The 26,525-nt window shown below is 55.7% G+C and carries 17 protein-coding genes; 5 read left to right on the top strand and 12 right to left on the bottom strand.

The window, feature by feature from the left end:
• The first annotated feature begins 337 nt into the window (after positions 1-337).
• Positions 338-2,893 carry a secretin N-terminal domain-containing protein gene (locus ACQK2L_RS26840; RefSeq protein ID WP_425400128.1) on the top strand — a complete coding sequence of 852 codons (2,556 nt, stop codon included), beginning with the start codon at positions 338-340 and terminating at the stop codon, positions 2,891-2,893.
• 461 nt (positions 2,894-3,354) lie between these two features.
• Positions 3,355-4,416, top strand: a complete 1,062-nt coding sequence (locus tag ACQK2L_RS26835; RefSeq protein WP_425400127.1) for a TolB family protein — start codon at positions 3,355-3,357, stop codon at positions 4,414-4,416.
• 322 nt (positions 4,417-4,738) lie between these two features.
• On the opposite strand, the gene ACQK2L_RS26830 is transcribed toward ACQK2L_RS26835, so the two are convergent.
• The 8 genes from ACQK2L_RS26830 to ACQK2L_RS26795 form a co-directional block, all read right to left on the bottom strand.
• Complete coding sequence (locus ACQK2L_RS26830; protein WP_425400126.1) at positions 4,739-5,362, bottom strand: hypothetical protein; 624 nt, start codon at positions 5,360-5,362, stop codon at positions 4,739-4,741.
• A gap of 66 nt (positions 5,363-5,428) precedes the next feature.
• Complete coding sequence (locus ACQK2L_RS26825) at positions 5,429-6,457, bottom strand: DUF1559 domain-containing protein (protein WP_425400125.1); 1,029 nt, start codon at positions 6,455-6,457, stop codon at positions 5,429-5,431.
• Between the two features lie 81 nt (positions 6,458-6,538).
• Positions 6,539-8,347, bottom strand: coding sequence for a glycerophosphodiester phosphodiesterase family protein (locus ACQK2L_RS26820; protein ID WP_425400124.1), 1,809 nt, complete (start codon positions 8,345-8,347; stop codon positions 6,539-6,541).
• A 146-nt stretch (positions 8,348-8,493) separates the two neighbouring features.
• Positions 8,494-10,116, bottom strand: a complete 1,623-nt coding sequence (locus tag ACQK2L_RS26815; RefSeq protein WP_425400123.1) for a LamG-like jellyroll fold domain-containing protein — start codon at positions 10,114-10,116, stop codon at positions 8,494-8,496.
• Between the two features lie 246 nt (positions 10,117-10,362).
• Positions 10,363-11,940 carry a LamG-like jellyroll fold domain-containing protein gene (locus ACQK2L_RS26810; protein WP_425400122.1) on the bottom strand — a complete coding sequence of 526 codons (1,578 nt, stop codon included), beginning with the start codon at positions 11,938-11,940 and terminating at the stop codon, positions 10,363-10,365.
• Positions 11,941-12,382: 442 nt separating this feature from the next.
• Positions 12,383-13,744 carry an MFS transporter gene (locus tag ACQK2L_RS26805; protein ID WP_425400121.1) on the bottom strand — a complete coding sequence of 454 codons (1,362 nt, stop codon included), beginning with the start codon at positions 13,742-13,744 and terminating at the stop codon, positions 12,383-12,385.
• Entirely contained in the window at positions 13,741-14,574 is an 834-nt protein-coding gene (locus tag ACQK2L_RS26800; RefSeq protein WP_425400120.1) for an HAD-IIA family hydrolase, read from the bottom strand. The genes ACQK2L_RS26805 and ACQK2L_RS26800 overlap by 4 nt, the downstream gene beginning before the upstream one ends.
• 112 nt (positions 14,575-14,686) lie before the next feature.
• A complete protein-coding gene (locus ACQK2L_RS26795; protein WP_425400119.1) occupies positions 14,687-15,661 on the bottom strand; it encodes a sugar-binding transcriptional regulator in 975 nt (324 codons plus the stop codon).
• 247 nt (positions 15,662-15,908) lie between these two features.
• Here ACQK2L_RS26795 and ACQK2L_RS26790 point away from each other — a divergent pair, with 247 nt between their 5' ends.
• The gene (locus ACQK2L_RS26790; RefSeq protein ID WP_425400118.1) at positions 15,909-17,249 is read left to right on the top strand and encodes a sn-glycerol-1-phosphate dehydrogenase; all 1,341 of its coding nucleotides are present in this window, start codon (positions 15,909-15,911) and stop codon (positions 17,247-17,249) included.
• 131 nt (positions 17,250-17,380) lie between these two features.
• Here ACQK2L_RS26790 and ACQK2L_RS26785 read toward each other — a convergent pair whose 3' ends face one another.
• From ACQK2L_RS26785 to ACQK2L_RS26770, 4 genes are all read right to left on the bottom strand, one after another.
• The gene (locus ACQK2L_RS26785) at positions 17,381-17,821 is read right to left on the bottom strand and encodes a hypothetical protein (protein ID WP_425400117.1); all 441 of its coding nucleotides are present in this window, start codon (positions 17,819-17,821) and stop codon (positions 17,381-17,383) included.
• A gap of 50 nt (positions 17,822-17,871) precedes the next feature.
• On the bottom strand, positions 17,872-18,870 hold the full coding sequence (locus ACQK2L_RS26780; RefSeq protein ID WP_425400116.1) for a DUF1559 domain-containing protein: 999 nt from the start codon (positions 18,868-18,870) through the stop codon (positions 17,872-17,874).
• Positions 18,871-18,991: 121 nt separating this feature from the next.
• Positions 18,992-20,671: a DNRLRE domain-containing protein gene (locus tag ACQK2L_RS26775; protein ID WP_425400115.1), complete on the bottom strand. Its 1,680-nt coding sequence runs from the start codon at positions 20,669-20,671 to the stop codon at positions 18,992-18,994.
• Positions 20,672-20,886: 215 nt separating this feature from the next.
• Complete coding sequence (locus ACQK2L_RS26770; RefSeq protein ID WP_425400114.1) at positions 20,887-22,149, bottom strand: matrixin family metalloprotease; 1,263 nt, start codon at positions 22,147-22,149, stop codon at positions 20,887-20,889.
• 254 nt (positions 22,150-22,403) lie between these two features.
• Here ACQK2L_RS26770 and ACQK2L_RS26765 point away from each other — a divergent pair, with 254 nt between their 5' ends.
• Complete coding sequence (locus tag ACQK2L_RS26765) at positions 22,404-23,825, top strand: DNRLRE domain-containing protein (RefSeq protein WP_425400113.1); 1,422 nt, start codon at positions 22,404-22,406, stop codon at positions 23,823-23,825.
• 96 nt (positions 23,826-23,921) lie between these two features.
• Entirely contained in the window at positions 23,922-26,477 is a 2,556-nt protein-coding gene (locus tag ACQK2L_RS26760; protein ID WP_425400112.1) for a CehA/McbA family metallohydrolase, read from the top strand.
• Positions 26,478-26,525: the final 48 nt, after the last annotated feature.

The raw sequence follows: 26,525 nt of genomic DNA, 5'->3' as shown, positions 1-26,525 counted from the left end.
CCAACAAAAGGCCCTGCCGAGTGGCAGGGTTTTCTATGTGCAAACCGTGAGTCTCCCCGCAAACTTTGCACGCTTCGCCCTCATTCGCAGGGCAAGAACCTAGTTCACCTAGTTTGGACTTTTAAATCGCCCTGTTCTAAATCGAGGTTTGTTGACACGGCGCGGCGATACGGTTACGGTGACTGGTAGTGGACGCTCTAGTCTATGGGAACAGCGAACGGCAGATTTGAAATGGCGCGATTTCGATCGCCGGTGTCGATCGGAGTCGCTGTTGATTCCATCCCTCCCACGAGTATGCGATCTGCACCGCAGGTCGCCCCCACCCAGCTCAACACGAGTGAGTCAACTCACCGGCGAGTGCTCTTTCAACTTGCGGTGCCAGCGAATCGGGCAGCACAACTCGATTGTCGCTCACTCCCATCAGGCGGTCCTCACAATGTACGCGAAACAGATTCTGACTTTCGTATTCTTGGGATTGGTTGTCCATTCGTCGGGCTTCGCGCAAGATTCGACTGAACGATCGGTCGCTAGCGAACCGACGACGGAAGAAAAAATGGTGCGGATGGAGTTCCGTGGCCAGCCGTGGCCGGATGCGCTGCAGTGGTTGGCGGAAACGTCGGAGTTGAATCTTGACTGGCAGGAACTTCCTGATGGCGTGTTGAACCTGGCGAGTTCGAAAGAGTACACGCTGGCCGAAGCGCACGACTTGATCAACATGCAATTGCTCGCGCGGGGGTTCACGCTACTGGTGCATGGCGAGGTGTTGCGGGTGGCGAAGCTCGCGACGCTCGATCCCACGCTGGTCAAGCGAATCAAGCCCGAGGAACTCGAATCGTTGCCGCCGCATCAATTCGCGCGGGTGTCTTTCGCAATGGATTGGATGATAGCCGACGAGGCGGCCGAGGAGTTCGCCTCGCTGCTGAGTCCCTACGGCAAGCTACACGCCATGTCGTCGACGAATCGCTTGGAGGCGGTCGACGCCGCCGTGAATTTGCGGACATTGCATCGGCTACTAGAGAAAGCCGAAGCCGACGAAGGTCGCCGCGAGCGAATCGTTGAATTCCCGATGAAGCACCGCCGTGCCGAAGAGATCGCCCCCAAGGTGCGCCAGTTGTTGGGTCTCTCTCCCGCCGAAACCGCCGAAGCGCTAGTTCCGACGCAACTCGATTTGGAGAAAACTCGATTCCGCAACGAAGCGATCAAACAACTGGGCGCGGGTGCCGAGCCACTTCTAGACGATCGGCCGGTGATGCACTTGATCGTCAACGAAGAAGAAAACAGCATTGTCGTGAACGCTCGCGCCGACCAAATCGAAGTCGCCCGGCAGGTGATCGAAACACTCGACAAACCGCTGCCTGAAAAGCAGGCGATGTGGGAGAATTCGAGCCGCATTCGGACGTTCGATGCCCAGGGATTCGACGTGGCGACGTTGTTGCGATTCGTGGCCTCGCTGCAAGAAGATCGCAAATTGGCCAAGGAAACCCGCGTCGAACACGACACGGGCTACAACCGCATCATCGTGTTCGGTCCGCCGGAGGATCAGCTAACGGTGGCAGAGCTATTGGATAGTTTCAAGGCGGAGTCGCGCAGCGCGCAGGTGATTCCCCTAGTCTCACTCGACCCCTACTACGCCACCCAGGCGGTGCAAACGGTGCTGAAGAATCCAGCGCGGCCGTCGGCAGTGCCTGGCTCGGCGAGCGACGGGACGTTCCAAATCGAACCCGACCCGAACAACGATCGCTTGCTGTTGTGGGCAACACCGCAAGAGACGGACGAAGTCAAGGCGTTTTTGGCGAAGCTGGGCGAGTCGTTTGTCGCCAGGGACGCTGGCCAATCGTTGCACGTCGTTTCTACCAATGGCGTGCGGTTGGCGATGCTCGAAGACCGGTTTGAATCAATGTGGCAGCGGGTGAGCGACGTGCCGCTGATGATCGAGAAGTCGGACGACGCTCCGCCGCCGACCGCCGAGCCGGTATCGCCCAGTGACGAAGCGAGCGAGCATTCGACCGCCAACCCCCCGCCTGATCCGCCCGCCGCACCGGGCGACAAGTTGGTGGTCGCGGCGCAGTTCACCTCGACCGAAGCACCGGCCGGCGAAGCGGCCGCACCTGCCGAGGCGAACGCCGGCAGCGAAACAAATACGCCGCCGGTGGTGCATGTCATCGAAAGCGCCGACGGCAAGGTGTTGATTTCTTCACAAGACACCCAAGCCGCAGCAGCGGCCAAGGCGCTGCTCGAAGGTATCGTCCCACCCGCCGCGACCGTGCGGTTGGTGAAGCTCGAACATGCCGATGCGCCTGCGGTACGAGAACAGTTGATGGCGGTGCTAGCCAAGGCGGATACGACACCCAGTTCGACACTCGCACCCAAGCAACCGTATTCGATCGAAACCGATCTGCGCTCGAATACGCTGATCCTGCAGAACTTGTCGGCCGAGCAATTGCGGTTGGTAGAAAGGATGACGCCACTGCTGGATACACCCAAGCCGAAGGACGAACAAGTGCAGCGGGTGCAGGAGATCTATCAGGTGCAGAACGCCAAGTCGATCGAGTTGGCCGAAACGATCAAAGAGGTCTATCGCGATTTGCTAAGCAGTAGCGACAAGACGTTTGCCGCCAACAACGTCGAGAGGCAGCTAGGTTACGCCGGCGGACGTGCGGCGGAAATCGATGGCGAGCCGCAGTACCAGGGTTTGCTTTCGGTGAGTGCCGACGAGGAATCCAACAAGCTGATACTCTCAGCACCGGCCTACCTCATCGACGAAGTGCTGGCCCTCGTCAAACGTCTCGACACGGGCCCGGCCGACTCGTCGATCGGCGTGGTGCAGCTTTCGCCCGGCATGGACCCGCAGGCAATCATGAAGGCCCTCAGCGAGGTGTTGGCGAGCGAGTAAACGGCGGCTGGCCAATGAGCTTGCCTCGAAAGTGCCAAAAGCGGCCATCGGAGGGTTATCGCTGCGATGCGCGATACAAAGATCCGCTTGCGATGTTGGGCGACAGAATTTGCAATACCTTCTGGTTGGTCTTTTCAGGCGGCATTTAACGTAATTCACCTACCAAAGAACTTGAGGCAACACCCGCGCCTTGCTATCGAGGTGTTACCAGCAAACACGCTGAGGCCATGCTAAGCTCCCAAGCTTTCATGGCCTTTTTAGTAGGCAGACGGAAGATGCATCGAGAAGTTGGTATCCCGCAGCGCGTTCTCATGTACTAACAGCCGTGGCAAGCGTTACATCCGCTACAATCGCTTGTCGCTACGCCGCAATGATGAGCTAGGATTTAGAAGTTCCGTGCGCGCTGGTTTGTGCGCGGCATCGAATCCAAACTCTCGAACCGCCCAAAAGAGAAGCGAATCATGGCTGCAACACTAAACGGAACCATCGCCTTTGCTAGCGGCAAGACTGGCGACTACGACATTTGGACCTGTGACCTTGTGACAGGACGACTCATCCAGTTGACATTTGGAAATGGTTGGAACGACAAGCCGAAGTTTTCTCCGGATGGTCAGTGGGTGGTATTTGTGAGTGATCAAACCGGAGCGCGGGAAGTCTTCAAGGTTCCAGCCAGCGGTGGCGAGGCTATTCAGCTAACACACCTTGGTGGTCGTTGGGCGGATTCGCCAGTGTTCAGCCCCGATGGCAAGTATATTGCTTACGTCTCGAACGAAGCGGGCAACAACGACCTTTGGATTATGGACGTGGAAGGAAACAACCATACCCAGGTGACCACACACGAAGGTTCTGACGATTCTGTCGCCTGGACGCCCGATGGTCAGGGATTGCTGTGGTCGAGTGATCGAGGCGACGATGCCGACATTTGGCACTACGACTTTGCATCGGAGTCCAGGACGCAGCTCAACGAAGATCGCGGGGGAGACTTTTCTCCCTCGCCAAGCCCAGATGGCGCTTTGATCGCGTTTGTCTCGAATCGCCAAGAGACCCCCGATCCCAACAACCCGTACAAAGACCGCGACAAAGACATCTGGATGATGACCAAGCAAGGTGAGTTGGTGGTGAAGCTCACCGAGAATCAGGGAGCCGACTACTCGCCCTGTTGGTCACCCTGTGGCAACTACCTCCTGTACACAGCAGACGACAACCGCAAGGATTGCCATCTTCGCGTGCTGGATGTATCAGACGTTGCCAAAGCCTATGCCACTGAAGATCTGCGAGCCGTCGAACGAGCTGCAGGGCATGTGCGCACCCAAGCAGTCGCCTTAGATCGTGAACCACTTAAAGCAGAAGTTGGTGCTCGCCGGCATGCCACGTTTCTCACCGCTTGGCTACCGGAGAGCTGGATGACATCTTGCTATCCGGCAGGTTACTTTGGTCTGGAGCGAAACCCTGCCTGGACCGCCGTTCGTGTTTCATCGAGCAACAGCGTTGCCAGCTTGACGCCGGATGAAGCATCTAGCTAGATGAGAGCTTGAATCGGACTCCACTCGGTTGTCAGTTCTGTTTGACTGCCTCAGCCTGAGTGCACTCGATGAGTTGTGTAGCGGATTTGTTTCAACGCCAACGAGTTGGTGTAATTACAATAGAAAAGTCAAAGGCAACACCGACGCTCACCTAGCACGGTGTCGCGAGCAAACACACTGAGGCCATGCAAAGCTCCCTATGCTTGCATGGCCTTTTTCGTAGGCAGACAGAACGACTCCCGGTTTGGACAAGTTCACCCGGACAATGCCCGCAAGGGTGGCTATATCTATATAGCGTGTATTACACCGCGACTCTTGCTGCTCAATCCGACAGCACATTCAAAGTGATCCCGCTCAAACTGGGGTCGTCTGGCGCCACCTCGACCCCGTGTTCCGTCTTCGCATTGTTCCTTGCTGGCAAGCTCTCCTTGCCGCTGGGTTGTATCTTGGATACTTCCACGCGGTAGTAACCGAGGTGCACGCCGGCCTCGTCTGGATCGTCGGAGATCCTCATGTGGGCAACTCCGTCCGCGTCCGTGGTTCCCTGAGCCTGCTTGATGCCGGTCCCCAAGAAGTCTTCGGGGACAAACGTCACCTCAGCGTCGGTGACCGGCTGTCCGTTCTGCTTCACAGTGACTGCCAGTCGGGTCAGAGCCAATCCCGATTTCTTCCAGACGGCAATCCGCTCATCGATTTCGGCCGCGGAGATTTTTCCGTCCCCATCCTGGTCAGCACGTTTCAGCGAAGACTTTAAGGCGGGGCACAGATCAAGCTCATTTCCGCCGATCGCTCCATCTCCATCATTATCGTACTTGGCGATGGCTGCTTCGGATGCATCCCCCGCGACTCCTGGGGCGGCCAAGCGCGACTGGCCGCCACCACAGCCCGCACTCATGAGCAAGACCGCCGACAGCAACCACCATTTCAGACCCCGTCCATGCATCATCAACTCCCAATGACCAGAAAGAGTTTGCCTCGAATTCTACGCCTCCGGCGAAACCAGAGTGGTTCCCTAGTTTGCGCCGTCGGTGATGTTGCCGTCGTTGACAACACCGAGCCAACGATAGGCGACCATATCAATATCGTATTTGATCCTGTCGACTGATCCATCACACATCGCCATTCCGAAGGCCCCCGAGTGCGCACTGCCGAAAGCGTAGTCATCTTGAATGCCCGGCCGATCTTGGTGAGGAATCAGGCTAGGATGCGTGCTTCGATGTTGGTCGCGATTGTAACCAGAAAACATCGATTCGTTGTCACCTAAGTCGTAGGTAGAACTTCCAGATGCAAAAGTGCCCTCATAGCTTTCGGGACGCTGGTATTTCTCGCCCACCATAAAGGTTTTGGAACTTCCGTCGATAATGTCTTTCATCTTCACGCGACTTCGCAAATAGCAAACACCATTGTGCGGTGGAGCCCATCTCCACAAAGCACTACTTGCCACCGAAACGTTGGGGGGGCCCGCTGGATTCACGGACGCCTCCGGCACGGCAGGATCGCCGCTGCAGGCGGCGTAGTCGCTCTTGCCGGCTAAATCTCCGACTGAAAAATTGATATTCTTGGGAGACCAGTGGTTCTTTGGGGCTGTCGGCCTGGAACTGCGCTTGGTTGGGCAAATGAAGCCTGGGGGTTGGGTTTGGGACAATTGGGTTAAGGCAATGCGTTTGTCTGCATCGCTCATGCCGGCCCCCATGTCTCGAAGCGTTCCCAGCTCCATGAACTCTAAAACGTTGTAGACCCAGCCCCCTGGTTGATCGACTCCATAACCTAAATCCGGATCCCCTTGCCACTTCCAACCCCATCCACCAGTCGGAAAGTGTTTGTGAGTATCGTGATGGTTCTGCCAGGCGAGGCTGATTTGCTTGAGCTGATTCGTGCACTGGGTGCGTCGCGCAGCCTCGCGAGCTGCCTGCACTGCCGGCAAGAGCAGCGCCACGAGTATGCCGATGATGGCAATCACTACCAGCAGTTCAACGAGTGTGAATCCTGAGAAACGAGACAGTCTTCCCGCTTGCCTGGGCTTGAAAGCGAAATAGCACATCGCTGACTCCTTCAACTCATGGGATATCTAGATGACTTCAAGATAATAGGCTACCAGGAAGTCTTGCTATACAACAATGATTCATTGACTGTGTAAAACCATCAGTTCCGCATTTACGCGTGACGATCGAGTCTGTGGGCGACGAAGGATTGACAGACCTACCACACTCCCTACCAACAAGACACTCAGCCCTGTCGGCTCGGGAACGCCAAGCGAAGTTGCAACGCCAGCAGAGGAGAAGCTGAAATTCGACTTCCAATGCGTGTAGTCCTGGGTGTCAATCAGCCCATCACCAGTGCCATCGGCACCAGTGCCGGCTGGGACGGTGCTCCCGAGCGAGTTTCTCCAAACGGTGTAATCAGCCAGGTTGACATTGCCATCGCCGTTGTAGTCGCCTGGTATGGAAGGAAAGGGCACAATGGACCGCAATGTCTCAGGAGCATCGGTCGTGATGCCATCAACCCCGAGGTCGATTAACTCCTGCATGCGAGTCAGGCTATTGACGGTCCAGACATGCAATTCCAGACCCGCCGCGTGAACCATGGCCACTGTCGATTCGCTAATCGATCCGCCGTCGCCCCAGTCAATGAAATCTAGGCCTGCGTTCACAGCATTGCTGACGGTAGAAGCCGTGAGCGACCCACTTCCCAGACCGCCCAGCTTTACTTCGCTGTTGAGAGCGCGGACATCCTCGAGGAAATCCCAGTCGAATGCGATGATGACCGACTCGTCCAATACTCCCAACCCATTGAGTTCATCCACGTAGGCCGCAGCACTACCGGCCTTACGTTCGATAAGCGGTGTCATGCCGTGAGCAAAGGTGGTTTGGACCGCCTCGGTCATAGTTGGGACAACTTCACCCGTGAACTCGGATGAGAACCAACTACCGGCATCGAGGCCATCGATGTAGCCCACGTAGTCGCGACTATCAACCGAACCCGAGCCGTTGGTCGTGCGATTGAGTGAACCATCGTGCATGAGGACCAACCGGTTATCGCGTGTAACGCGGACATCGAACTCGACATAGTCGGCGAATCCGGCTGCGGCGATGATGGCAGATAGCGTATTCTCCGGGGCTGCCACCGAATTGCCCCGATGGGCTTCGACAATAATGGAAGGGTTGTCTGGAGGATCGGGCAGGATTGGCTCGATGGCGGGATTGGCAGCACCTATCGCGTTACCTGCCCCTTCGTTGTACAGATACCGGGCTTCTGCCAAACCCAATGCTCGGTTCCAAACTCCCATATCGGCAATTGCCCCTTTGAAGAGGCTGCTCGACGAGTGAGGCGCACCCGCGGTCACTTGGGAGCCAATGCCAGCGACTTGCCCCGAACGCACGTTGGCCGTCAGTCCTGACGCCGAAAGCGCTCCAGCAAGTTCGCCGTTGTAGTAGATGCGGGCTTCACCTTCACCACCGTAGACTCCCATCACATGCAGCCATTCAGTGGTATTGAGCAGCGAAGCAGGTACGCCTGGCCGGGCGGCGCCGCCGGCAGTGGTGGTGACCTTGAAGCGCAGTTCGTCGTTGCCTTTGTCGAGGTAAAGAACGTAGTTGTCAGGTTGGGAATCGAAAATACCCGAAAACGACCCCGAAATATCTGCTGGCAACTGATCCAACTTTACCCAAGCGGAAATCGAGACGGCGCTCGTGCCGATGTCCATATCGAGGCTATTCGGAATCAGAATATCCTGGTTTGTTCCGTTGAGCTGCACGCCGGCACCAAAGATGCCGTCGATCCAAGATGGTCCGTTTCGCAGTGAGCCGCTGTCAGAAACCACCCCACCTGGCGCCGAGTCGAAGGCCGTACTACCCGCTTTCTCATCAAGCGCCCAATAGCTCAGCAACCCATTATGCAGAGGTACTGAAGCAGCCTGGACGGGCATCATCATCCGTGGCAATGCAATGCCCAACAAGAGAAGAACCAAGGCCCTTGCCAATAGACTACATCTGTGCATAGATCGCGTTCCGAAACTCTCTTCGATTCCCCTTAGGTAGCCAACTCCACAACGAACTTCGTTGTCTAACAGCCAGTGACTTATCCTCGCTTCCGCGAAGAGCACACCAGCATTCCAACGGATGTTACAAGCAAAAGTACATACGAAGCCGGCTCGGGAACCACAGCATTGCTTAGTGCGCTTGCGCCAGACGAGTTACCGAAGTTTGTCTTCCAGAACGTGTAGTCTTCGGCACCCACCACTCCATTGCCACTCCCATCGGCGCCGGAACCCGCCGCCACGTTGCTACCTAGAGTGTTCCGCCACACCGTATAGTCAGCCAAATTAACGGTCCCATCTCCGTTGTAATCCCCCACCAGAGCGGTTGTCTCAGGGGCGTTCATCGAAAGATACAGGATCTCTGCTTCACTGAGCGCCGATTCATAAATGCGAACCTCGTCGAAGATCGAACTTCCGAGGTGGTTGCCTGGGCCACCTCCGAGGTAAAAAGTCTCACCAGGATCCCGCCAAGGACCGATGGACTGCCCTTGGAATTCGCCATCGATGTAAATCGAAGCTACCAAGGTATCGCCATCTCGCTCCCAGGTGTAAGCATAGTGATGCTCAGCCAGTGAATCGTCGAACAGGAATACGTTGTACTCGAGCCGAGCGGCGCCACGGTCCGCGCGTGCGGCAAAACGCCCATCTTCATAGATCCAACCCTCCCAGTCGTTCGCTTGTGAGGAATTGGCCCACAGTGTCTGGAAGTTGTAAAGCTTGTCGATTGCCACGCGCATGGCGATCGTACCCGATTCGGCGAGCATGTAGTCCACGGAAAGATAGTCGCCGGGGTCCGTGTCCGAAGAGGTCGATAGTGGATTCTCAATCAGACTGAGACCCTGCCCGAAAGTCGTAGTGGTGTAGAGCGTGTCGTTTCTGCCGGCCACATCATTCAATGTGGCGTCGTAACCGGATCCACCAGTACCTTGGTTCGACAGGCTCCCGTTGAAATCAAAGTAGACTACGGGCTGCGCCGCTGGTTGAACGGGGGTTAGGGGCGAGGCCGGGGCGATATTGGGATTCGCCGTGCCAACGGCGTTTCCGGTGCCACTGTTGTAGAGGTATTCGGCCTCGGCTTTGCCGAGCGCGCGATTCCAAACGGCTACATCGGAGATGCCTCCTTGAAAAAGGCTCGACGGTTCATTGGGGGGATCCACGCCGGGTTGGCTGCCGATACTTGCAATCTGGCCTGCACGTACAACATCGACCAGCCCGATGGCGGAGTGCCTGTCGATCAATTGACCATTGAAGTAGATTTCGTTGGATCCCTTGATGCCGTCAAACACACCCATGACATGGTGCCAACCCGTCGTATCAAGGTCCTTGGCCGGAATGCCAGGGCGTTCGGCACTGCCTCCCGATGTTGTTGCTTTGAATCGCAGCTCGTTGTTGCCCTTGTCCAGATACACTACATAGTTATCAGGGCTCGAATCGTAGATGCCAGAAAAACCACCGGCGATATCGGCTGGCAGTTGATCGAGCTTCACCCAAGCAGAGAGAGTCACACCGCTAGAGTTGAGATCCATATCGGTGCTGGCCGGTATCAGTACGTCCTGATCAACACCGTTGAATTGCAATCCAGCTCCGAACTGGCCAGCAATCCAGGTGGGACTGTTCCTCACTTCCCCATGGTCCGCCACGCTCCCTGCTGGGCCATTATCCATTGCGGTAGTGCCAGACCCTTCGTTGAGCGGCCAGTAGCTTATCAGTCCGTCTTGCAAGGGCACGGCCAATGACCGACTGGCTGTTCCTGACCACACTAGCCCCATCCCGACGACAAGTGCCAAGGTTATTCCACGCACCAGATCACGCCTCATAAGAAGAACTCCGAAGATACGGTTGATATAGCAATGGCGGACGTGGCCAATGACCGCAACGAAACGACCAATCCCTCAGTTCCTTTCGAGCAATCAGCATGCTCTTCGACGGCCGTGCGAGACACCACCTAACGCTGCCAACAAAGCCACTAACAGCACGCTGCTTGGTTCTGGGACTTGGGTAAGGTAGAGGATCTCGCTGTCGTTCAGCGGAACATCGTAGATTCGAAACTCGTCATATACACCCTTACCCAGATGGTTGCCTGGACCGCCACCAAGGTAGAAGGTCGAACCGGGGGCCAGCCAGTTTTCCGTTGAAACTTCGCGCAGGACTCCATCGATGTATAAACTGGCATCCATCGTGTCGCCCGATCGCTCCCAAGTGAAAGCGATGTGGTGGTTCTCTTCGATACCGCCAACTAGTGTCAGTAGGAAATCGAGATTTGCAGCGTTTGCTGCATTGTTACCTCGGGCAGCGAGTCGCTGGTTTCCGTAGACCCATGACTCCCAAGCATTGGAGTGTACCGAATTCGCCCAGAGTGACTGAAAATTGTACGAGCTTTCCGAAGAAAAACGGAGTTCAATCGTTCCCTGATCGGGCAAAGTGTAATCGACCGAAACATACTGCCCAACGTCTTCGTTTCCTGATGTTGAGCTAGTCGCCTCCGGGTTGGAGGACAAATCTAACCCCTGACCGTGATTGGTAGTGGCAAACTGTGGCCCCGCCATGCCTGGTCCATCGTGAAACACGCCGTTGAGCGCGGCACCTCCAGTACCTTGGTTTGTTAGGTCGCCATCCATGGCATAGTAAATCACGGGTTGGGCGGTTGGCTTTGTCGCGGCAAGCGGTGCGACTGCATCAATCGAGGGATTCGCTGCACCTACTGCGTTGCCCGTGCCGCCGTTATACAAGTACTCGGCCTCCGCTTCGCCAAGCGATCTCGTCCACAAGGCCACATCTGAAATGCCACCCTCGTAGAAGTTGCTTGCAGTATACGGATCGGCGGTGGTCGGTTGTGCTCCCAGTGAAGTCACCTGACCGGATCGGACAGTTCCAACCGTTGTGGGAAGCGAGGCGATATCGGCCAGGACGCCATCGTAGTAGATCTTTACTGATCCTGCAGATCCATCGTAAACACCCATGACATGATGCCAGTCGGTGGTGTCCAGCATCGCTGCAGGAATGCCAGGGTGGGCACTGGTAGATGTGCCATTTGCGTCGGTGACCTTGAACCTCAGTTCGTTATTCCCCTTGTCTAGGTACATGATGTAGTTGTCAGCCTGCGAATCAAGAATACCAGCAAAGGATCCGGAAATATCCGCGGGCAGTTTATCGAGTTTGACCCAAGCCGACAGGGTTACTGCGTTGCTTCCCAGGTCCATGTCAACACTGTTCGGGATCAACACGTCCTCAGTGCCCGTGAATTGCAGACCGGAATTGAAGATGCCGTTGACCCAAGCAGGCGATTCTCGAAGAGTGCCATTGTCGGCAACCGCGCCACTGGCCGCTGTATCGCCAGCCTCTGTTCCAGAACCTTCGGACAGAGACCAGTAGCTAACTAGCCCATCCTGCAACGGGGTCGACTCAGCTAGGGCAGCGGGCCCACAAGAAAGAAAAACGCCTCCGGCAATTGCTGCCGCCGTGCTCCAACGTAGAAAGATCTTGTTCATTGGTCGCGAGTTCTCCCTTCACGATTGTGAATCAAAAGTATGACTGACCAGCATCTCAAATTGAGCTAGCCAGAAAACCTCTACACAGTCTTCCAAGTTGCCGCTTCTCCACCGCATAGAATATAAAATCGCTGCACTGGTTTCACATATACAAGTCGTCAATAAGACGATGCGGGTTGCTGAATCGCATTTGTCGATTGCTCAACAAAGTTTTGTTGTTGAGCTTGATCGAAATTCGTGTGAATGATCGTAACAACTCGGCCTACCAACTTACAGTTAATTTCGTGTTATTTCTCCAGTTTCTCCGTTTATTTCATGGCACACTTCCTGACGCATAATTATGCATGTCGAGTTGGCAATGCAGGATCAAACTGCGGATGCATAACTTGACCCCAGCAACGGTAGCCCTTGGGTATGCCTGACGTAACTCCATTTCAACACGCTACTCTCGAGTACGAACATTCCACGTCAGTGCAAGTAGTACCGCAGAGATGATTCCCGATACGACAATAACTGCGAGCACACCATTCCAGGCTGTTAGCTTGCTATACGACTCGGTATAGGTGTCGACGCCCCAGCCAAATCCCTTGGCCTGTACGGTCCGGCCGATGTAGCCGAAGAGGCCGATGAAGCCGGCGGCCGTTCCGATGGCCTTCTTAGACACGACATCCAGAGCCGCAATGACAATAAGGTTGATCACGGGATAGATAAAGAAGCCTACTACGCCCAGCAAGCAGACATCCACCCACAGGTAGCCAGGTGGTACGAAGGGAATCGCAGCAAAGGCCACAACAATAGGTATCATCGACAGCGCGGCTACCATACCACGTCGTCCACCAAGCTTGTCGGAAATCCAGCCCAAGAAAATCGTGGATGGAATGCCGGCCAGCTCAAGTCCCGAGATGGCCCAAGCTGCCTGGCTGATGTCGGCTCCCTTGATTTCGCGAAGGTAAGTCGGCCCCCAGTCGAGCATGCTATAACGTGTGATATAAGCAAAGAAGTTTGCAAACGCTAGGAGCCAGACAAACTTGTTGGCGAGCACCTTGTCGACAAACAACTCTCGCGTCGACAGTTCGCGTTCCAAATCATCGGGTGACTGATTGGCTGGGTAGTCGTTTCGATACTCTTCGATGGGCGGCAATCCGACCGATTGTGGTGTATCACGCAATCTTACGAACAGGTAAATCGCGCCGACCGCGGCTATCGCTCCAGGCACATAGAAGGCGTACTGCCACCCCCCGAAACGACTCACAGCTTCGGCAGCGAGTACTCCTGCAATGGCACCTCCAAGATTGTGCGATGTATTCCAAATGCTGAAGGTATAGCCACGCTCCGACTCGCTAAACCAATGCCCCATTACACGTCCGCAAGGGGGCCAGCCCATGCCTTGAACGAAACCGTTCATCGACCACAATACCAAGTGGACATAGTAACTCTCGGTGCCCCCGAAAGCGAAGTTGAGTATCGCCGACAGTAGCAATCCTGTGGCCATGAACTTCCGCGGATCGCTACGATCGGAGAGCGAGCCCATCAGGAACTTCGCAATTCCATAGCTAATGGCAGTGATTGCCAGTATGTCGCCAATCATCGACTTGCTGTAGAGCAGCGTTCCTTCGACGTCTTTGGCGACAATCCCCAGATTGTTTCGCACCAAGTAAAATGATGCGTAGCCAATGAAGGTCGACTCCATCGCCCGCCAGCGGTAACCGCGGTATTGACGACTTACTTCGTCGGGCGGGAGCCGTGGTCGATAAGCAGGCGGAGCATACCAGTCTTTTATGCCCTTGAGCAGCGATCCAATCATACGAACTTGCTCGCCTTTCTTTGGGCATGCGACCGCTGTAGCTGTTCTGCCAATGAGTCGAGTCCGGTTATCACCAGGTCGGGACGACGATGTGGCGGTTCCGCCGACAAATCGTCCTCCGTTGTCTCGCCAGTCAACGTTAGCACCGCAAGTGCACCTGCGTCGCGGGCCATTCGCACATCCGTGTAAAGGCGGTCGCCAACCACGGCGATTTCATGTGGCGAGAGCCCTCCTGCCTGCTGTACCCCTTGAAGCATCAGCGCATTTGGTTTGCCGGGGATTGCGTCGGGCTGCCGGCCGGTTGCCGATTCCAAAAGTGCACAGAATGCGCCACAGTCGGGCAACACGATCGGTTGGTCGGTTGGGCAAACACGATCGGGGTGGGTGGCGATATAGGGCAGAGATTGAGAGATCCAATAGGCGGTGCGCGACAGGCGGTCGTAGTCGATCGCAGTATCAAATCCGACCACGACGGCCTCGGGTTCATCGTCGACGCACGCAAACCCCGCGTCGGTGAATTCCGCCTTCAAATCACTGGTGCCAACCACAAACAGGCGCTTCACATCGGGCCAAGTCTCTTGCAGGTAGTGAATGGTCGCGTGCGCCGATGTATAGACCTGTTTGGGAGCGATGTGGATCCCCATGCTTCGAAGACGTGACGCGTAGGCAGCCCGACTTCGTGAATTGTTGTTGGTAATGAAACTGAACTCAATTCCCAGGTCATCAAGTGTGTCTAGAAACGGAATCGTACTGGGGAACAAGGCACCCCCAAGGTAGATCGTTCCGTCCATGTCGAGCGCGATATGTTTGACGTTATCAACACTTGCCATTGTTTGTGTGTCTTAGTTTTCGAATCGGTGACTTGGTGAATGCGGTCAGCAACAATGGAGTGTCAGATGAGATGGCCGAAAGCTCCCGTGCAACTCGACTGTCCTTGATAGGCTAGGGACTTGATTCCAGTAAGGAGGTTGCCGCTGCATCGTCGATGACAAGTGCATTGAGAATGCGTCCACGCAGCGCCGCCAGCAGGGCCTCGGTTCGGTCGCTTCCCGCGACGATTCCAGCCACTAGGTCCATGCGCTGCAGTTCTCCGAGCCCAATTCCAATGACGCGACTTCGGAGAGGCGTGTCGCATTCGCCCCCATTGGCGTCATAGAAACGGCCAACCACTTCTCCCACAGCGCCGGCTTCCAGCAACTTCGCGATGTCGGACTCCGTCAGGGCATTTCGTTCACGGAATAGCGAATTGTGCAAAGTGCCAATGCCGACAAACGCGACGGTTGACTTCTTGAGAACTTCCAGCACGTTCTTGATCTGCTCTACTTCCAGAAGATGTCGGCATACGTTGGGGTCTTTTACAATCGCCGGCGTATTCAGCGCGACGAATGAGCCCGACCAACGAGAAGCGAGCTTGCGCCCAATTTCCAAGGCGTCATAGCTACCAGATGTCTCATCAATGCTTCCCATCGCCTGCACAATGGAGACGTTCTTGGCAGCCTGGGATGGCTGCATCCGATGGGCAAGTGCTTGAAGCGTCCTCCCACCCGCAATTGCCACCGTCGCGCCTGGAGATATCCAAGTGGCTACCTCTGGCGCTGCGAAGTACCCGATTGTATTACGCAAGTCGTCGATCGACTGAGATTCGATCCGCCGAATCACGATAGCGGCCTTAAGCCCAAAGCGTTGGGTGAGCGCATCCTCAAGGGCATTGTCGCGCGGATTGTAGTCGGGCACCTTGATCTGGACGATGCCTTGCTGGCGAGCCAGGCCAAGCATGCGCGAGACCTTGGCCTGCGAGACGCCGAGTGTCTTGCCAACCTCAGCCTGCGACATCTCGTCGATGAAGTACATACGCGCAGCGACGATGAGTTGGTCATCGCTGTAAGCGGCGGCCGCAGCTTTTGTGGAAGAGGACAAGTTTACCCTCGCGACTACGGGGTCATTGCTTCCAAGCGAAAGTCCAGTTTGATAAGCTGTGAGGCGGAATAACCATTCTGAATATAAATTCATGCTAGTCGGGTTGCAACCCCTTCTTGCATAAATTCAGATCTGGTGAGGCGGGGACAGACCCAGGAGAGAACTTGCCGTATCGCTGATCTTCTCGAAATTACCAGTGAAGGCGACGCACGGCTAACTATGAGGCGAAGTCGGGAGCACTGCAGCGATGACCGATGACCGAACCGATCAGTTGCTGGTTGCAAAGGCCCTGCAGTCAGCGCGCGACACGAAGCATCTGGCACTTGGGTCCGGCGCGCTTCGTGAATTGGGATCGGTATTTCGCTCCCTGTTCCCAAAGCAAGCAGCGATCGTTATCTGCGACGCCAACACGCACGCCGCCGCCGGCGAACAGGCCGAGTCGCTCCTTTCCCAGTCGGGCATTCCGATCACGACGCATGTGTTTCCGGCGGATGGCCTCTATGCTGAGTCGTCCTACGTCAATCAAGCCCAAAAGTGCATTGAGGCTTCCGGAGCCATTCCAGTTGCCGTTGGCGCCGGTACGATCAACGACATCGTGAAACTGGCGTCACATCGCGCCAGTTGCCGTTACTTGTGCGTTTCGACCGCGGCATCGATGGATGGATACACGGCCTACGGTGCTTCGATCTCTCACAGAGGATCAAAGCAGACCTTCGACTGCCCTGCGCCGCTTGGGGTCGTCGCGGACATTGATATCATTGCGGCGGCGCCACCGTGGCTCAATGCTTCCGGTTACGCCGACCTGTTCGCCAAATGCCCCGCTGGCGCAGATTGGCTGCTGGCCGCAGCAGTGGAAGTCGACCCCGTGGATATCTCGGTATGGGCCATGGTTCAGGATCGGCTCCGCCAATGGCTATCAGACCCCCAAGGAGTGAGTCGAAGCGAGCCCGAAACGATACGCCGCCTCACGACCGCACTGATGATGACGGGATTCGCGATGCAGACAGCGCTAACGAGTCGTCCTGCGTCGGGAGCGGAACACCAATTCAGCCACCTATGGGATATGGAAAAGCATGTGCATCATGACTCAACGCCTTCCCACGGGTTTAAGGTCGGCATAGGATCTTTGGCTTCGATCCGCCTGTACGACGCTTTGTTGTCGAGGCCGCTAGATCAGGTGGACGTCGAAAAAGCGATTAGCAAGTGGCCGGACTGGAACGCGGAGGAGAGGACAATCCGCAGTCTCTTCACCGATGAAGCTTTGGTCGGAAAAGCAATGGAGGAGAGCAGCGCGAAACACGCAACGCCAGCCTCGCTAAAAAGCGAACTACGAAAGCTGTCAGCCGTTTGGGAACCTCTACGCAGTCGTCTGACTCAGCAGCTTTATCCATACGAGGAAGCTCGGGATATGTTGTCTGCTGCGGGGTGCCCGACGGATTCGGAACAAATTGGGATATCCGCCGAGCGGCTTTGCGCCAGTCACCTGAAGGCCTACTACATTCGACGCCGTTACACGGTGCTCGACCTTGTTCGCCGTGCGGGACTGTGGAATGCACTGGTCGGATCAGATGGCCCCAGCCTTGGCTGAGGAGTACCGTGCCCCGGCAATGACTTCCGCGCCAGGTTCATCCCGCAGTGCCAAGAAGGCATTCTTGTTTGCGCTCTTCTGGAGCGCCAAGGTCCATGGTTACCGATGACTATTGGCGAGCGGGTAGAGAGTCAATTAGTCGTGAGTTCGAAAGGCGGCAATGTGGTGGAGCCTTCTTCCACGGTGGCTTCCAGCGGAGTCGAATCGGGGGTCAGATACTTATCCTTAAGTAAGTCCTTGGGCTCGAAGAACTCCGCATCCGCGTCGGGTGGAGCCGGTTCGGGCCAAATAGCAGTCACTTTGAACTTGCCCGCAGGAGCGCCATCTCCGGATTCGTAGGAGGTAAGGCTAAACTCGCCCTCCGCGTCGGTTTCGGCATAAGGCGCCACGGTGCCTGGCCCTGTCAAGTCGGGGGTCGCTCCATAGAGGACTATTTTCACTCCCTCTGCGGGCTGGCCATCGACGGTAACACTACCCGTAGTACGGTACACCTTCATACGACCTTCGGGCTGGCTCTCACAGCCGCATGTGGTCAGCAGGAAAAGAAGTAGAAAACACAAGTTAGTCTTCATGGAAAGCAATCGTCTCCTGTAAGAGTACCCATAAGAACAATTGAGCTAGGCTACAATTCTGATTCGTCGATGATATCTTGTGCATCGCGAGTGAATAACGAGACGAACACGTCAGGGTCAACAGTTTCTCGGATGAACCGTACGGACCCATCACCGAAGGTGTAATAGCAGCCCCCAACATGGAAGCTGTAGATCTCTTCGTGATTATTGCAGTTCATCATGCTCGTACCACAACGATTATGGACGGCATGCCAATTCTCGTACTCGGCCCAGCTATGTCCACCTTGCGTCTCTTGAGGCTGGCCGCCCCCACCAAAGCCGCCCGCTAGATACGGTTCACCATCCTTGTACCTGACGGGTCTGCCGCCGGTTTCAAACCACATGAACGTTTGCGATGTGCCGTCGGTGCAGTGCCGCAACTTGGGGGCGGAGAACTTGTTGTTCTTCACACGAGGTCCCAGCATGCTGACGTACCGCCCACGGGCATTGGAACGCGGCTGTATCAAACCTTGGTTAATGAGTTCGGGAACTGCGTTGGTGCTCCCCATGGCCAAGTCTTCGCAAACCGTGTAGTCGGTGGCGCCCGGCCATTCGCCGCGGGGTTCGGAAACTTCGGGGCACTGTACCATAGCGATCCTTGTCTGGCTCAATCGCAAATTATCGATCGGTTGTCCAGCAGCACTATGGTTCCAAGTCTGTTCAAAGTCCCACTGGTCGGAAATCGAGGTCTGTTCCATCTGGGCCAGAATATAAGATATCGTGCTGTGCTGAACTCTGGTGACACTGGGAAACCCACCACCCGAGTTCGAAGTGGTAACAGTTTCTTCCCAATGCCCCGGCGGCAATTCGCCGGTGGTATCCTCATAGTTGAGCGTCGCGAGCCCCAACTGCTTCATGTTGTTCTGGCACGAGACGCGACGGGCCGCACTGCGTGCGGATTGCACGGCGGGAAGTAGCAAAGCCACCAAAATGCCGATGATGGCAATGACCACTAGCAGTTCTACTAGTGTGAAGGCCCGTTGGTGGTCCGTGTGTTGTGGGGTGGTCATTATTCTACTTCCAACTCCAGTGTTTCGCTTTGTATCAAGTCATCCGTTGAAAAAAGCATGCGACCGGGGCGCCGCTGCCACTGCACCCCGGCCGTATGCCACGCAAGCACGAGGACTTGCGTTACTTCCGTAGGCGTCGGATTTGCGTCATTCCCAGTAGGGAAATCAATCCCAACAATACGCTAGAAGGCTCTGGCACCTGGACGAGGGCCGTTCCTCCACCCCCGCTGGTTTGTCCAAAGTTGGCCTTCCACAGCTCGTAGTCGGCCGCGTCGACAACGTTGGCGCTGCCGCCAGTTTCATCCCCATTGCCATTGAGTGCAAAGCTGGATCCCAGGTTGTTGCGCCAGACCGTGTAGTCGGCGATGTTGACACTGCCATCATCGTTGAAGTCGCCGGGCAGGCCGGGAACAACGACATTTACGTCACCCGAGTACACAACCAAGCGTGGCCGCGCGTCTGGCGTCGTCGAACCGTTGGCGTGGATCTCCCAGCCATCGGCGGTACCATCGGCAACAATGGCAACGCCGTAGTCGTCGGCACCATTGCGAACGCCTTCGAGGTAGTCGGTCACATCAAACCAAGCTTCCGATCCTCGAATGAAACCTTCGACACTCGACAAGGCGGCGCTGATGTCGCCATCGCCTTCTTGCAGTCCATTAACGGCACCGAACTCGGAGTGAAGCGTAGTGGTATCCCAATCTCGCAGCATGGTATAAGCAGCCCAGGGACCGCCAGTTTGGGCTGCACCACTGACGTTCCCTGTCGTCAGGACCACCCACGCTTTGGCGACAGGCACATCGGTTGGAGCTTGACCGGTTCCAGCGCCAAAAACGTCGCCAAACTTCATCAGAGCAAACAGATCTGGTGAACTTGTGGTGCCGTCGGTGCCGCCTTGGCCAAAGAAAACGCCGTCGAGAAACGCCAGATCGAGCAGCGACCCATCGGTGGTCATCTCCGGTTCCTCGACATTGTCGGTGTCGGGAATCAGCGCGTTGTCTCCGCTGTGAACGATGGCCATGGTGTCACTGTTGTAACCGTCCTGGCCGCGTTGAAACGTGTTGACTTCGATCGGCTCGGTGGTGTAGCTGACTTCGAGCTTGGGTCGGGCATCACTAAATGGGAAACCTGTGGAACGAAATGCCCAACCGTTGGTGGTGTGTCCCGCGTTATCTTCGGCCAGCGCGTCATTCATGCCCGCCTGCACTACCAATCCGTTGTTCGCCAGGCTGCCATCTGCCCAGCCTTGGACGATCGACGTGATGGGCGCTCGTTCGACATCACCTTCAAGGGTGGGGCCATACCCGCCTACCGGCCGCGTGGCGGAGCCATCCTGCCACCATGCACCGCGGCTCGTGTAATCGGTCGTGCTGCTGAAACTGCCGAAATACGAAGTGCTTGCGTCGAACGGCTGCATTAGACCAGCTACTCCAAACGGACCCCCACTATCGGCGTTGCCCGTCAGGGCGGTCACAAGGCGAAGCTGGGCGTCGAGAATTGTGGCGCCCGAGGGAATTTGGCCAGGGCCATTGCCGATGATGTTGTCAAAACGGATAAACCCCTGGTCATCAGGGGAGCCTGCTGCGTTGTACCCGTCGACGTAGAAGTAAGTGACATCGGTACCTTCCAGGTCCCGGTCGGGCGTACTACTGATGCGGCGAACATAATTACCGCTGTAGCCATTCAGTCCGTTCTGAAAACTGGTCGTCGTGACTTGGGAATAACTCGTAGTACTAAGGACGCCGCTGGCAAGCAGTGCGACACAAGCAAATCGAATCATCTCAACGTTGCGCAGTCTCATCTCGAAGGTTCTCCATCTAGGTTTAGTTGCGTGGCTCCCCGTGGATTGAGATTTCACCCAGCAATGATTAAGGCGGTATGAAGACAGCGAGCAGAAACAGTTAAGACTCAATGACTTAACCTTAACGATCAGCGTTTGACGCTATGGACTTCTTCTATGGAAGAGGCACAAGAGCGCCGAAGAAGCGTTTACTCAATCTCGCGTCGCAATTTGCTTTAACCCTGCGACCTCAGGCGAGTTGGCAAGACTCTGCGATGGCAACGCAAACGATGTAGAAAGTAAGTGCAGAAAAGTGATGCCAACAATATTGTTTCTGTTAGCGGCTCTGGAACCAAAATACCTTGCTGATGCGAAATATTCAAGGTGTAAAGTTGCACGGTGTCGCGAGTTCCACGTACGCGAATGTAGTAGGCACTGTTAGCTTCAATCGAGTAGTTGAATAGATATTCAGCGCTGCCGTGTAAGGTGTCGTCGACCAGTGCAAGACTGTTGCCATTTGAATCAATTAGCGCGAGGTTGAGATTGCTACTCGCGGCTGCGTTCGTCAGCAGTTCGACATCGCCAACCGCTGCTTGTCGGAAGCGGCCACCAACGGGCGACAACACAACACTAAGCAAGCCAGACTCGTCGGTTGTAAAGCGGTAGTAGTCTGCGTCCGATTGTCCGGAAATGCTTAAAAAATCGGTGCTACTTGGCGTCAGGGCCTGCTCCATCCCCGCATCGCTACCGATGAATATCGATTCATTGCGCAACAGCGTCCCTAGTGGAGTTGCCTGGTCCAGAGTGTTGTTGCCAGACTTTTCGAAACGATCTCCATAGAGGTAATGCAGACCGCGGACGTCATCGAGTTGAGGTCCTTCGAAGTCGAGTGAAAGCACTGGTTCCATCAGCAACTGTGCGTCGCTTGAAACCAAGTGATCTAATCCAAGAGAGTGCCCGATTTCGTGCATCAAGGTGTTGCGGAATCGCAGGTAATCTCCCGCGGGATCAAGCAAGTATCCCGGTCCGTCGATGTCGATGGTAATATCACCTCCATCGGGATACTGACTGCTCGCAAGAATACCGCGCGATCCATCAATCGACTCAGCGGCGAACCGTATATCGCCGCGTGTGAGGAGTGTTCCCGGTGAATTTTTATGCATCGCGCCGTCGTCGAACGACTCGTAGTGGAAGCTAACCCCTCCCACTTCACCCCAACGACTAAATGCCGAGTCGAATAGCCACTTCCATGGCCGATTTCCAAGTGGTTCTGATCGGTTGGCGACGTCGAAGTGGTTGTCGAGCATCTCAACTAGCCCGCTCGTTCCACCCCCGTCGATGGTGGTTCCATCGGGAACGATGCTCCAGGTCAAGGTAATTGGTGCACCTCGAAAACTTGAAATCCCTGTAGCCGTCTGATACCATCGGTCGTGAGGGACGAAACCTTCTGTCTGTCGTGCGCGACCAAATACAAAAACAAGCGTCGCCGCAATGACCACTAATCGGAGGTTGTATTCGCTACGTAGATGCGTTCGCATTTGATGCTTTTCTCTTCCTTTCGTTTTTCATTCTACCAGCAGCTTCGTCGTTTTGTGCGTTAGTAGTCCAAAATGTTGCAGCTTGAGTCGTTAACACGATCTTCACATCGTGCTAACCTAGACCTCATTTTTGGACGCTAAACTTTACCCTTGCTTTAGCAGGGAAAAGGCAACCTTGTAAGCAGTTCTTTCACTCAGCTTCAGGAGTAGCACCAATGACCAGACGATTTCGGCCGTACTTCTTATCATCGGCCTTGTCCATCTGCGCCGTCCTAGTTGCCGCAGAAACTGCCGACGCACAGATCACTGTTGAATCGGTTATGTTCCAGCATGGCGCTGACGGTTACTCGGGAACTTTTGACCGTCGCATCAGCCTCACCAGCGGGCAGGATGGCGCCACAGTCGACTCGACAGCTACCAGTTTCTTCATCGATGGCGATCCCGAAGATGCAGCCCGAGACGACTATCTGATTCGATTCGACGACATTTTGGGGGGCGCGGGCATCCCGGCCGGTGCGATCATTCTGGATGCTCAGTTAACGCTTCGGACTCAGTCGTCCGACGCCAGCTCTTCGGCCGACACTACCGAAAGTTTCAACGTCTATCGATTGACTCAAGGATTTGACAGTAATTCCACGCTCGATAGTGACTTTGGAGATGGTGATGGGCTGTTTACCAACTACGTCGACGGTGTGGAACCCGAGCAGGGGGAAGCCGACTTCATCCTGGGGACTTTTGATCATCCCATCGGCGAATCGCCCATGGACTTCGACAAGTCCTATAGTGCATCGGTCACACGTGCTGTCCAAAGTTGGGTAGACGGCGACACGAATTATGGACTCGCCGTGGTGAGCGACCACCGCGACAACGACAACGGGTGGGGAGTACACTCGACGGGCTCGTCGGAGGTGTCGTACCGACCGAAACTTACGGTCACCTACACAACCAGTCCAAATGTTCAAGTGCACGAATTCCAAGACGGACTAGGTGGATACGATGGCACGACCGACGTGATGTTGAACCTGGTTACGGACACTGGTGGTACTCCTGAACGAGACGACGACACCGTGCTAGGTGGAATCGATGCATCCACCGAGAGCGAGTTGTTCCTCGACGGCAACAACGACGGTGATTCGTACGATACACCTTACCTGATCAAGTTTGCCGATGTTGAAGCGCTGACTGGCCGTGTTTACAAGGCCGAGTTGCTGATTGCCACCGGCTTCTCCAGCGGCGTCTCCGACTCAGGCGGCCCTTACACCGTACATCAGATGCTCACGCCGTTCGACACCACCAGTGTGTACAGCGATTATTCTGGTGACGTCGACGATATGCTCGCAGCCAATGAAATCGCTCCCGAAGTTGGGCGTTTTGTGGAGATCGACGAAGCCGAGTACATGTCCATGGACGTGACGAGCGTCGTGGACAACTGGCTTTCCGGAGATCCCAACTACGGGTTCTACATCGGATCCGACGGCACGTCGGACGGTTGGCAGATATTTACCTCCGGCGCCGTGGATCCGGACCTGGCTCCCATGTTACGGATATACACCGTGCCGGAACCGACGACCTTCGTGCTCGGAGTACTAGGCATCGCGGTAATCGGCATGCGTCGCAAGGTCTTCAGCGGTCGGTAAGGCGGCGGTGGTTCAAAACCCAGGCGAAGTTATTCATGGCCGGCCCTTGTGGTCGGCCATGGTTGGTAATTCAGTAGCCGATGAGGATGGTTCTTAATGAAGCCAGTTTACATTGCGGCTGTCTTGGTAGGGGCATTGCTTATAGTCTCTCCAGTAATTGGCGTCGATCAAATCGTACTCGACGAACAAAACTGGAAGAAGTTTGCCCCCGCAGGGAAGGAAGTGGACTGCATCTACGGCGACCATGTGCTGGCGAGCGATCGCTTGGTGGCTGTCATCGCCAATCCAGCCGAACGCCGCAATGCAAACATGACCGTCAAGGATGTTGGAGGTTGTCTAATTGATTTTACACAACGGGATCTCCAAAGCGATCAGCTTAGTTGCTTCTATCCACACGGTGGTGGCTGGACCCTGCAAGGCCCCATCGACTGGCCCGACCAGATGCCTTCGCACGAGGGGGCGGCGCAACTTGCCTTTGAACTAGAGGCGCCGGAGGAGTCGCCCCTGGCCAAGAGCCCCTGCACCATTCGAATCGGATACGAATTGGTTGATGGCCAGCAGTACCTGACCATCAAGTCGCTCATCGAAAACCCCACCGATTCCGACCAGACGTTCAAGCTGCTCGACGGGGTTCGTGCGGATGGGGAGTTTGCCTTCGGTGCTGATGAGTCGCTGCGGTTTTGGTGGTGTCAGGATAGCCATTGGCGCCAAGCGTACGGCGTCGCGCCTCAGGGGGATCAGTGGCACACCGGCGATCGGAAGCGCGCCAGACGCGCACCCCGCCAGATTCAGTATTTGAACGGCGATTCGGGTACGGTGGTTGTACCCGCAGGGGGATCGGTGCTGTTCGAACGTAGACTCTACGTCGCGCCGGATACCCTGACGCTAGTTGATCACATCGCCTCGGACCGCAAACTACCAACCGGTCGAATCGATGTCCGCGTGACCGATGGCAAAGCTGTGGCCGATGCATACGTCAAGGCGATGCAAGGTGGTCAGTTGATCGGTAGTGGCCACACGGATTCCACAGGGCATCTAAAAACTGCATTACCTGCAGGTAAGTACCAGTGGGAGGTGGAGGCCAACGGCCGCACACAGTCTTCGCAAGCTACCCAAGTAGATGTTGGCAAGTCCTCTACGGTGCATGTGAAGTTACCTCAACTTGGTACGGTGGCGGGGCGGATTACGGACGACGACGGCAACCCCATTCCCTGCCGTATTGCTTTCTTCGGCCAGGACGTACCTAATCCCAACTTCGGCCCCGACAGTGCGGTATATGGAGTCCGCAACCTATGGCACACCCCGCATGGGCAGTTCGAGGTCGATCTGTTGCCGGGCAAGTACGAGTTGCTGATCAGCTATGGCCCTGAATACGACGCGTTGGTAGAGACCATTGAAGTGGAGGCTGGCAACCACACGAGCGTCGAGGGGCAGTTGAAGCACTCCGTTGATACGACCGGGTGGATCAGCGCCGAATTGCACAGCCACTCATCTCCATCGGGCGACAACACCTCCAGCCAGAAGGGGCGAGTGCTTAATCTGCTGGTGGAGCAACTCGAGTTCATCCCTTGCACCGAACACCAACGCATCAGCAGCTACCAGGATCACTTAGTAGAATTCGATGCCGTGGACCGAGTGCTGACCTGCAGTGGCATGGAACTCACGGGACAACCGCTACCGATCAATCACCAGAATGTGTTTCCCTTGAAGCTCCATTCGCATACTCAGGATGGCGGCGCGCCGGCAATTGACGTCGATCCGGAGGTTCAAATTGAGCGAATAGCGTTGTGGGACAATCATAGCGACAAGGTTGTGCAGATTAATCACCCCAATGTCGCCCAGATGATTGGAGATCGCGATCTCGACGGCACCCCCGATCGAGGTTTCCGCAAGATGTTCCATTTCGCGGACATCATCGAGGTTCATCCCCTGTCGAAGGTGTTCGAAGATCTGGAGCTTGGTGGCGAAGATCGCAAAGATCGTGGAAACGCTGTGATGAACTGGATTCAAATGTTGAATTTGGGATACCGCATTCCAGGAGTAGTGAACACCGATGCACACTGGAACTACTACGGCAGTGGCTGGCGTCGCAACTATGTTCGTGCAAAGTCGGATGTGCCATCAGAACTGGAACTGATGGATGTTTGCCACGCCTTGGAGCATGGTCAGGTTGTGATGACCAACGGACCGTTTCTCGAGGTGGAGGTGTCCGATGCTCAGAATAAAGTGGGGCCAGGCGATGACCTGCGGTGCGAGGACCAGCAGGTGAGTGTCCATGTTCGTGTTCAATGCCCTAACTGGCTGGATGTGAATCGAGTGCAGTTCTTTTTGAACGGCAGCCCCGCTGGCAAGTACAACTTCACTCGCACCGAACATGCAGAGTACTTCGACAATGGAGTGGTGAAGTTCGACCGCAGCTTCGATCTGCCGGTGACTACGGACACGCATCTCATCGTGGTTGCCGCCGCAGAAGGTCGGCAAATCGGACGAGTATACGGCGAGGAGCAAGGAACCGCGATGCCGATCGCTGTATCGAATCCGATCTATATCGATACCGACGGGAATGGCTTTCAGGCGAATGGGGATGATTTAGGATTGCCACTGCCCGTCACGCCTGATCACCAGCCAATGCATGGTCACCATCATCACTAGCACCGTGTTGCTCACTTCCGCTTCTGTCTCTTTTTTCATCGGATTGCA

The sequence above is a fragment of the Aeoliella sp. genome, from assembly GCF_965227375.1.
Lineage (GTDB): Bacteria > Planctomycetota > Planctomycetia > Pirellulales > Lacipirellulaceae > Aeoliella.
This window is presented reverse-complemented; position numbering and strand designations above follow the sequence as displayed.

Bases quoted from the DNA above. Each gene is read 5' to 3' on its own strand.
- ACQK2L_RS26790 (WP_425400118.1), top strand. From the start codon at position 15,909: ATGACCGATGACCGAACCGATCAGTTGCTGGTTGCAAAGGCCCTGCAG.
- ACQK2L_RS26810 (WP_425400122.1), bottom strand. From the start codon at position 11,940: ATGAACAAGATCTTTCTACGTTGGAGCACGGCGGCAGCAATTGCCGGA.
- ACQK2L_RS26800 (WP_425400120.1), bottom strand. From the start codon at position 14,574: ATGGCAAGTGTTGATAACGTCAAACATATCGCGCTCGACATGGACGGA.
- ACQK2L_RS26815 (WP_425400123.1), bottom strand. From the start codon at position 10,116: ATGGATAATGGCCCAGCAGGGAGCGTGGCGGACCATGGGGAAGTGAGG.
- ACQK2L_RS26825 (WP_425400125.1), bottom strand. From the start codon at position 6,457: ATGTGCTATTTCGCTTTCAAGCCCAGGCAAGCGGGAAGACTGTCTCGT.
- ACQK2L_RS26780 (WP_425400116.1), bottom strand. From the start codon at position 18,870: ATGACCACCCCACAACACACGGACCACCAACGGGCCTTCACACTAGTA.
- ACQK2L_RS26775 (WP_425400115.1), bottom strand. From the start codon at position 20,671: ATGAGACTGCGCAACGTTGAGATGATTCGATTTGCTTGTGTCGCACTG.
- ACQK2L_RS26785 (WP_425400117.1), bottom strand. From the start codon at position 17,821: ATGAAGACTAACTTGTGTTTTCTACTTCTTTTCCTGCTGACCACATGC.
- ACQK2L_RS26765 (WP_425400113.1), top strand. From the start codon at position 22,404: ATGACCAGACGATTTCGGCCGTACTTCTTATCATCGGCCTTGTCCATC.
- ACQK2L_RS26760 (WP_425400112.1), top strand. From the start codon at position 23,922: ATGAAGCCAGTTTACATTGCGGCTGTCTTGGTAGGGGCATTGCTTATA.
- ACQK2L_RS26805 (WP_425400121.1), bottom strand. From the start codon at position 13,744: ATGATTGGATCGCTGCTCAAGGGCATAAAAGACTGGTATGCTCCGCCT.
- ACQK2L_RS26830 (WP_425400126.1), bottom strand. From the start codon at position 5,362: ATGATGCATGGACGGGGTCTGAAATGGTGGTTGCTGTCGGCGGTCTTG.
- ACQK2L_RS26820 (WP_425400124.1), bottom strand. From the start codon at position 8,347: ATGATGATGCCCGTCCAGGCTGCTTCAGTACCTCTGCATAATGGGTTG.
- ACQK2L_RS26835 (WP_425400127.1), top strand. From the start codon at position 3,355: ATGGCTGCAACACTAAACGGAACCATCGCCTTTGCTAGCGGCAAGACT.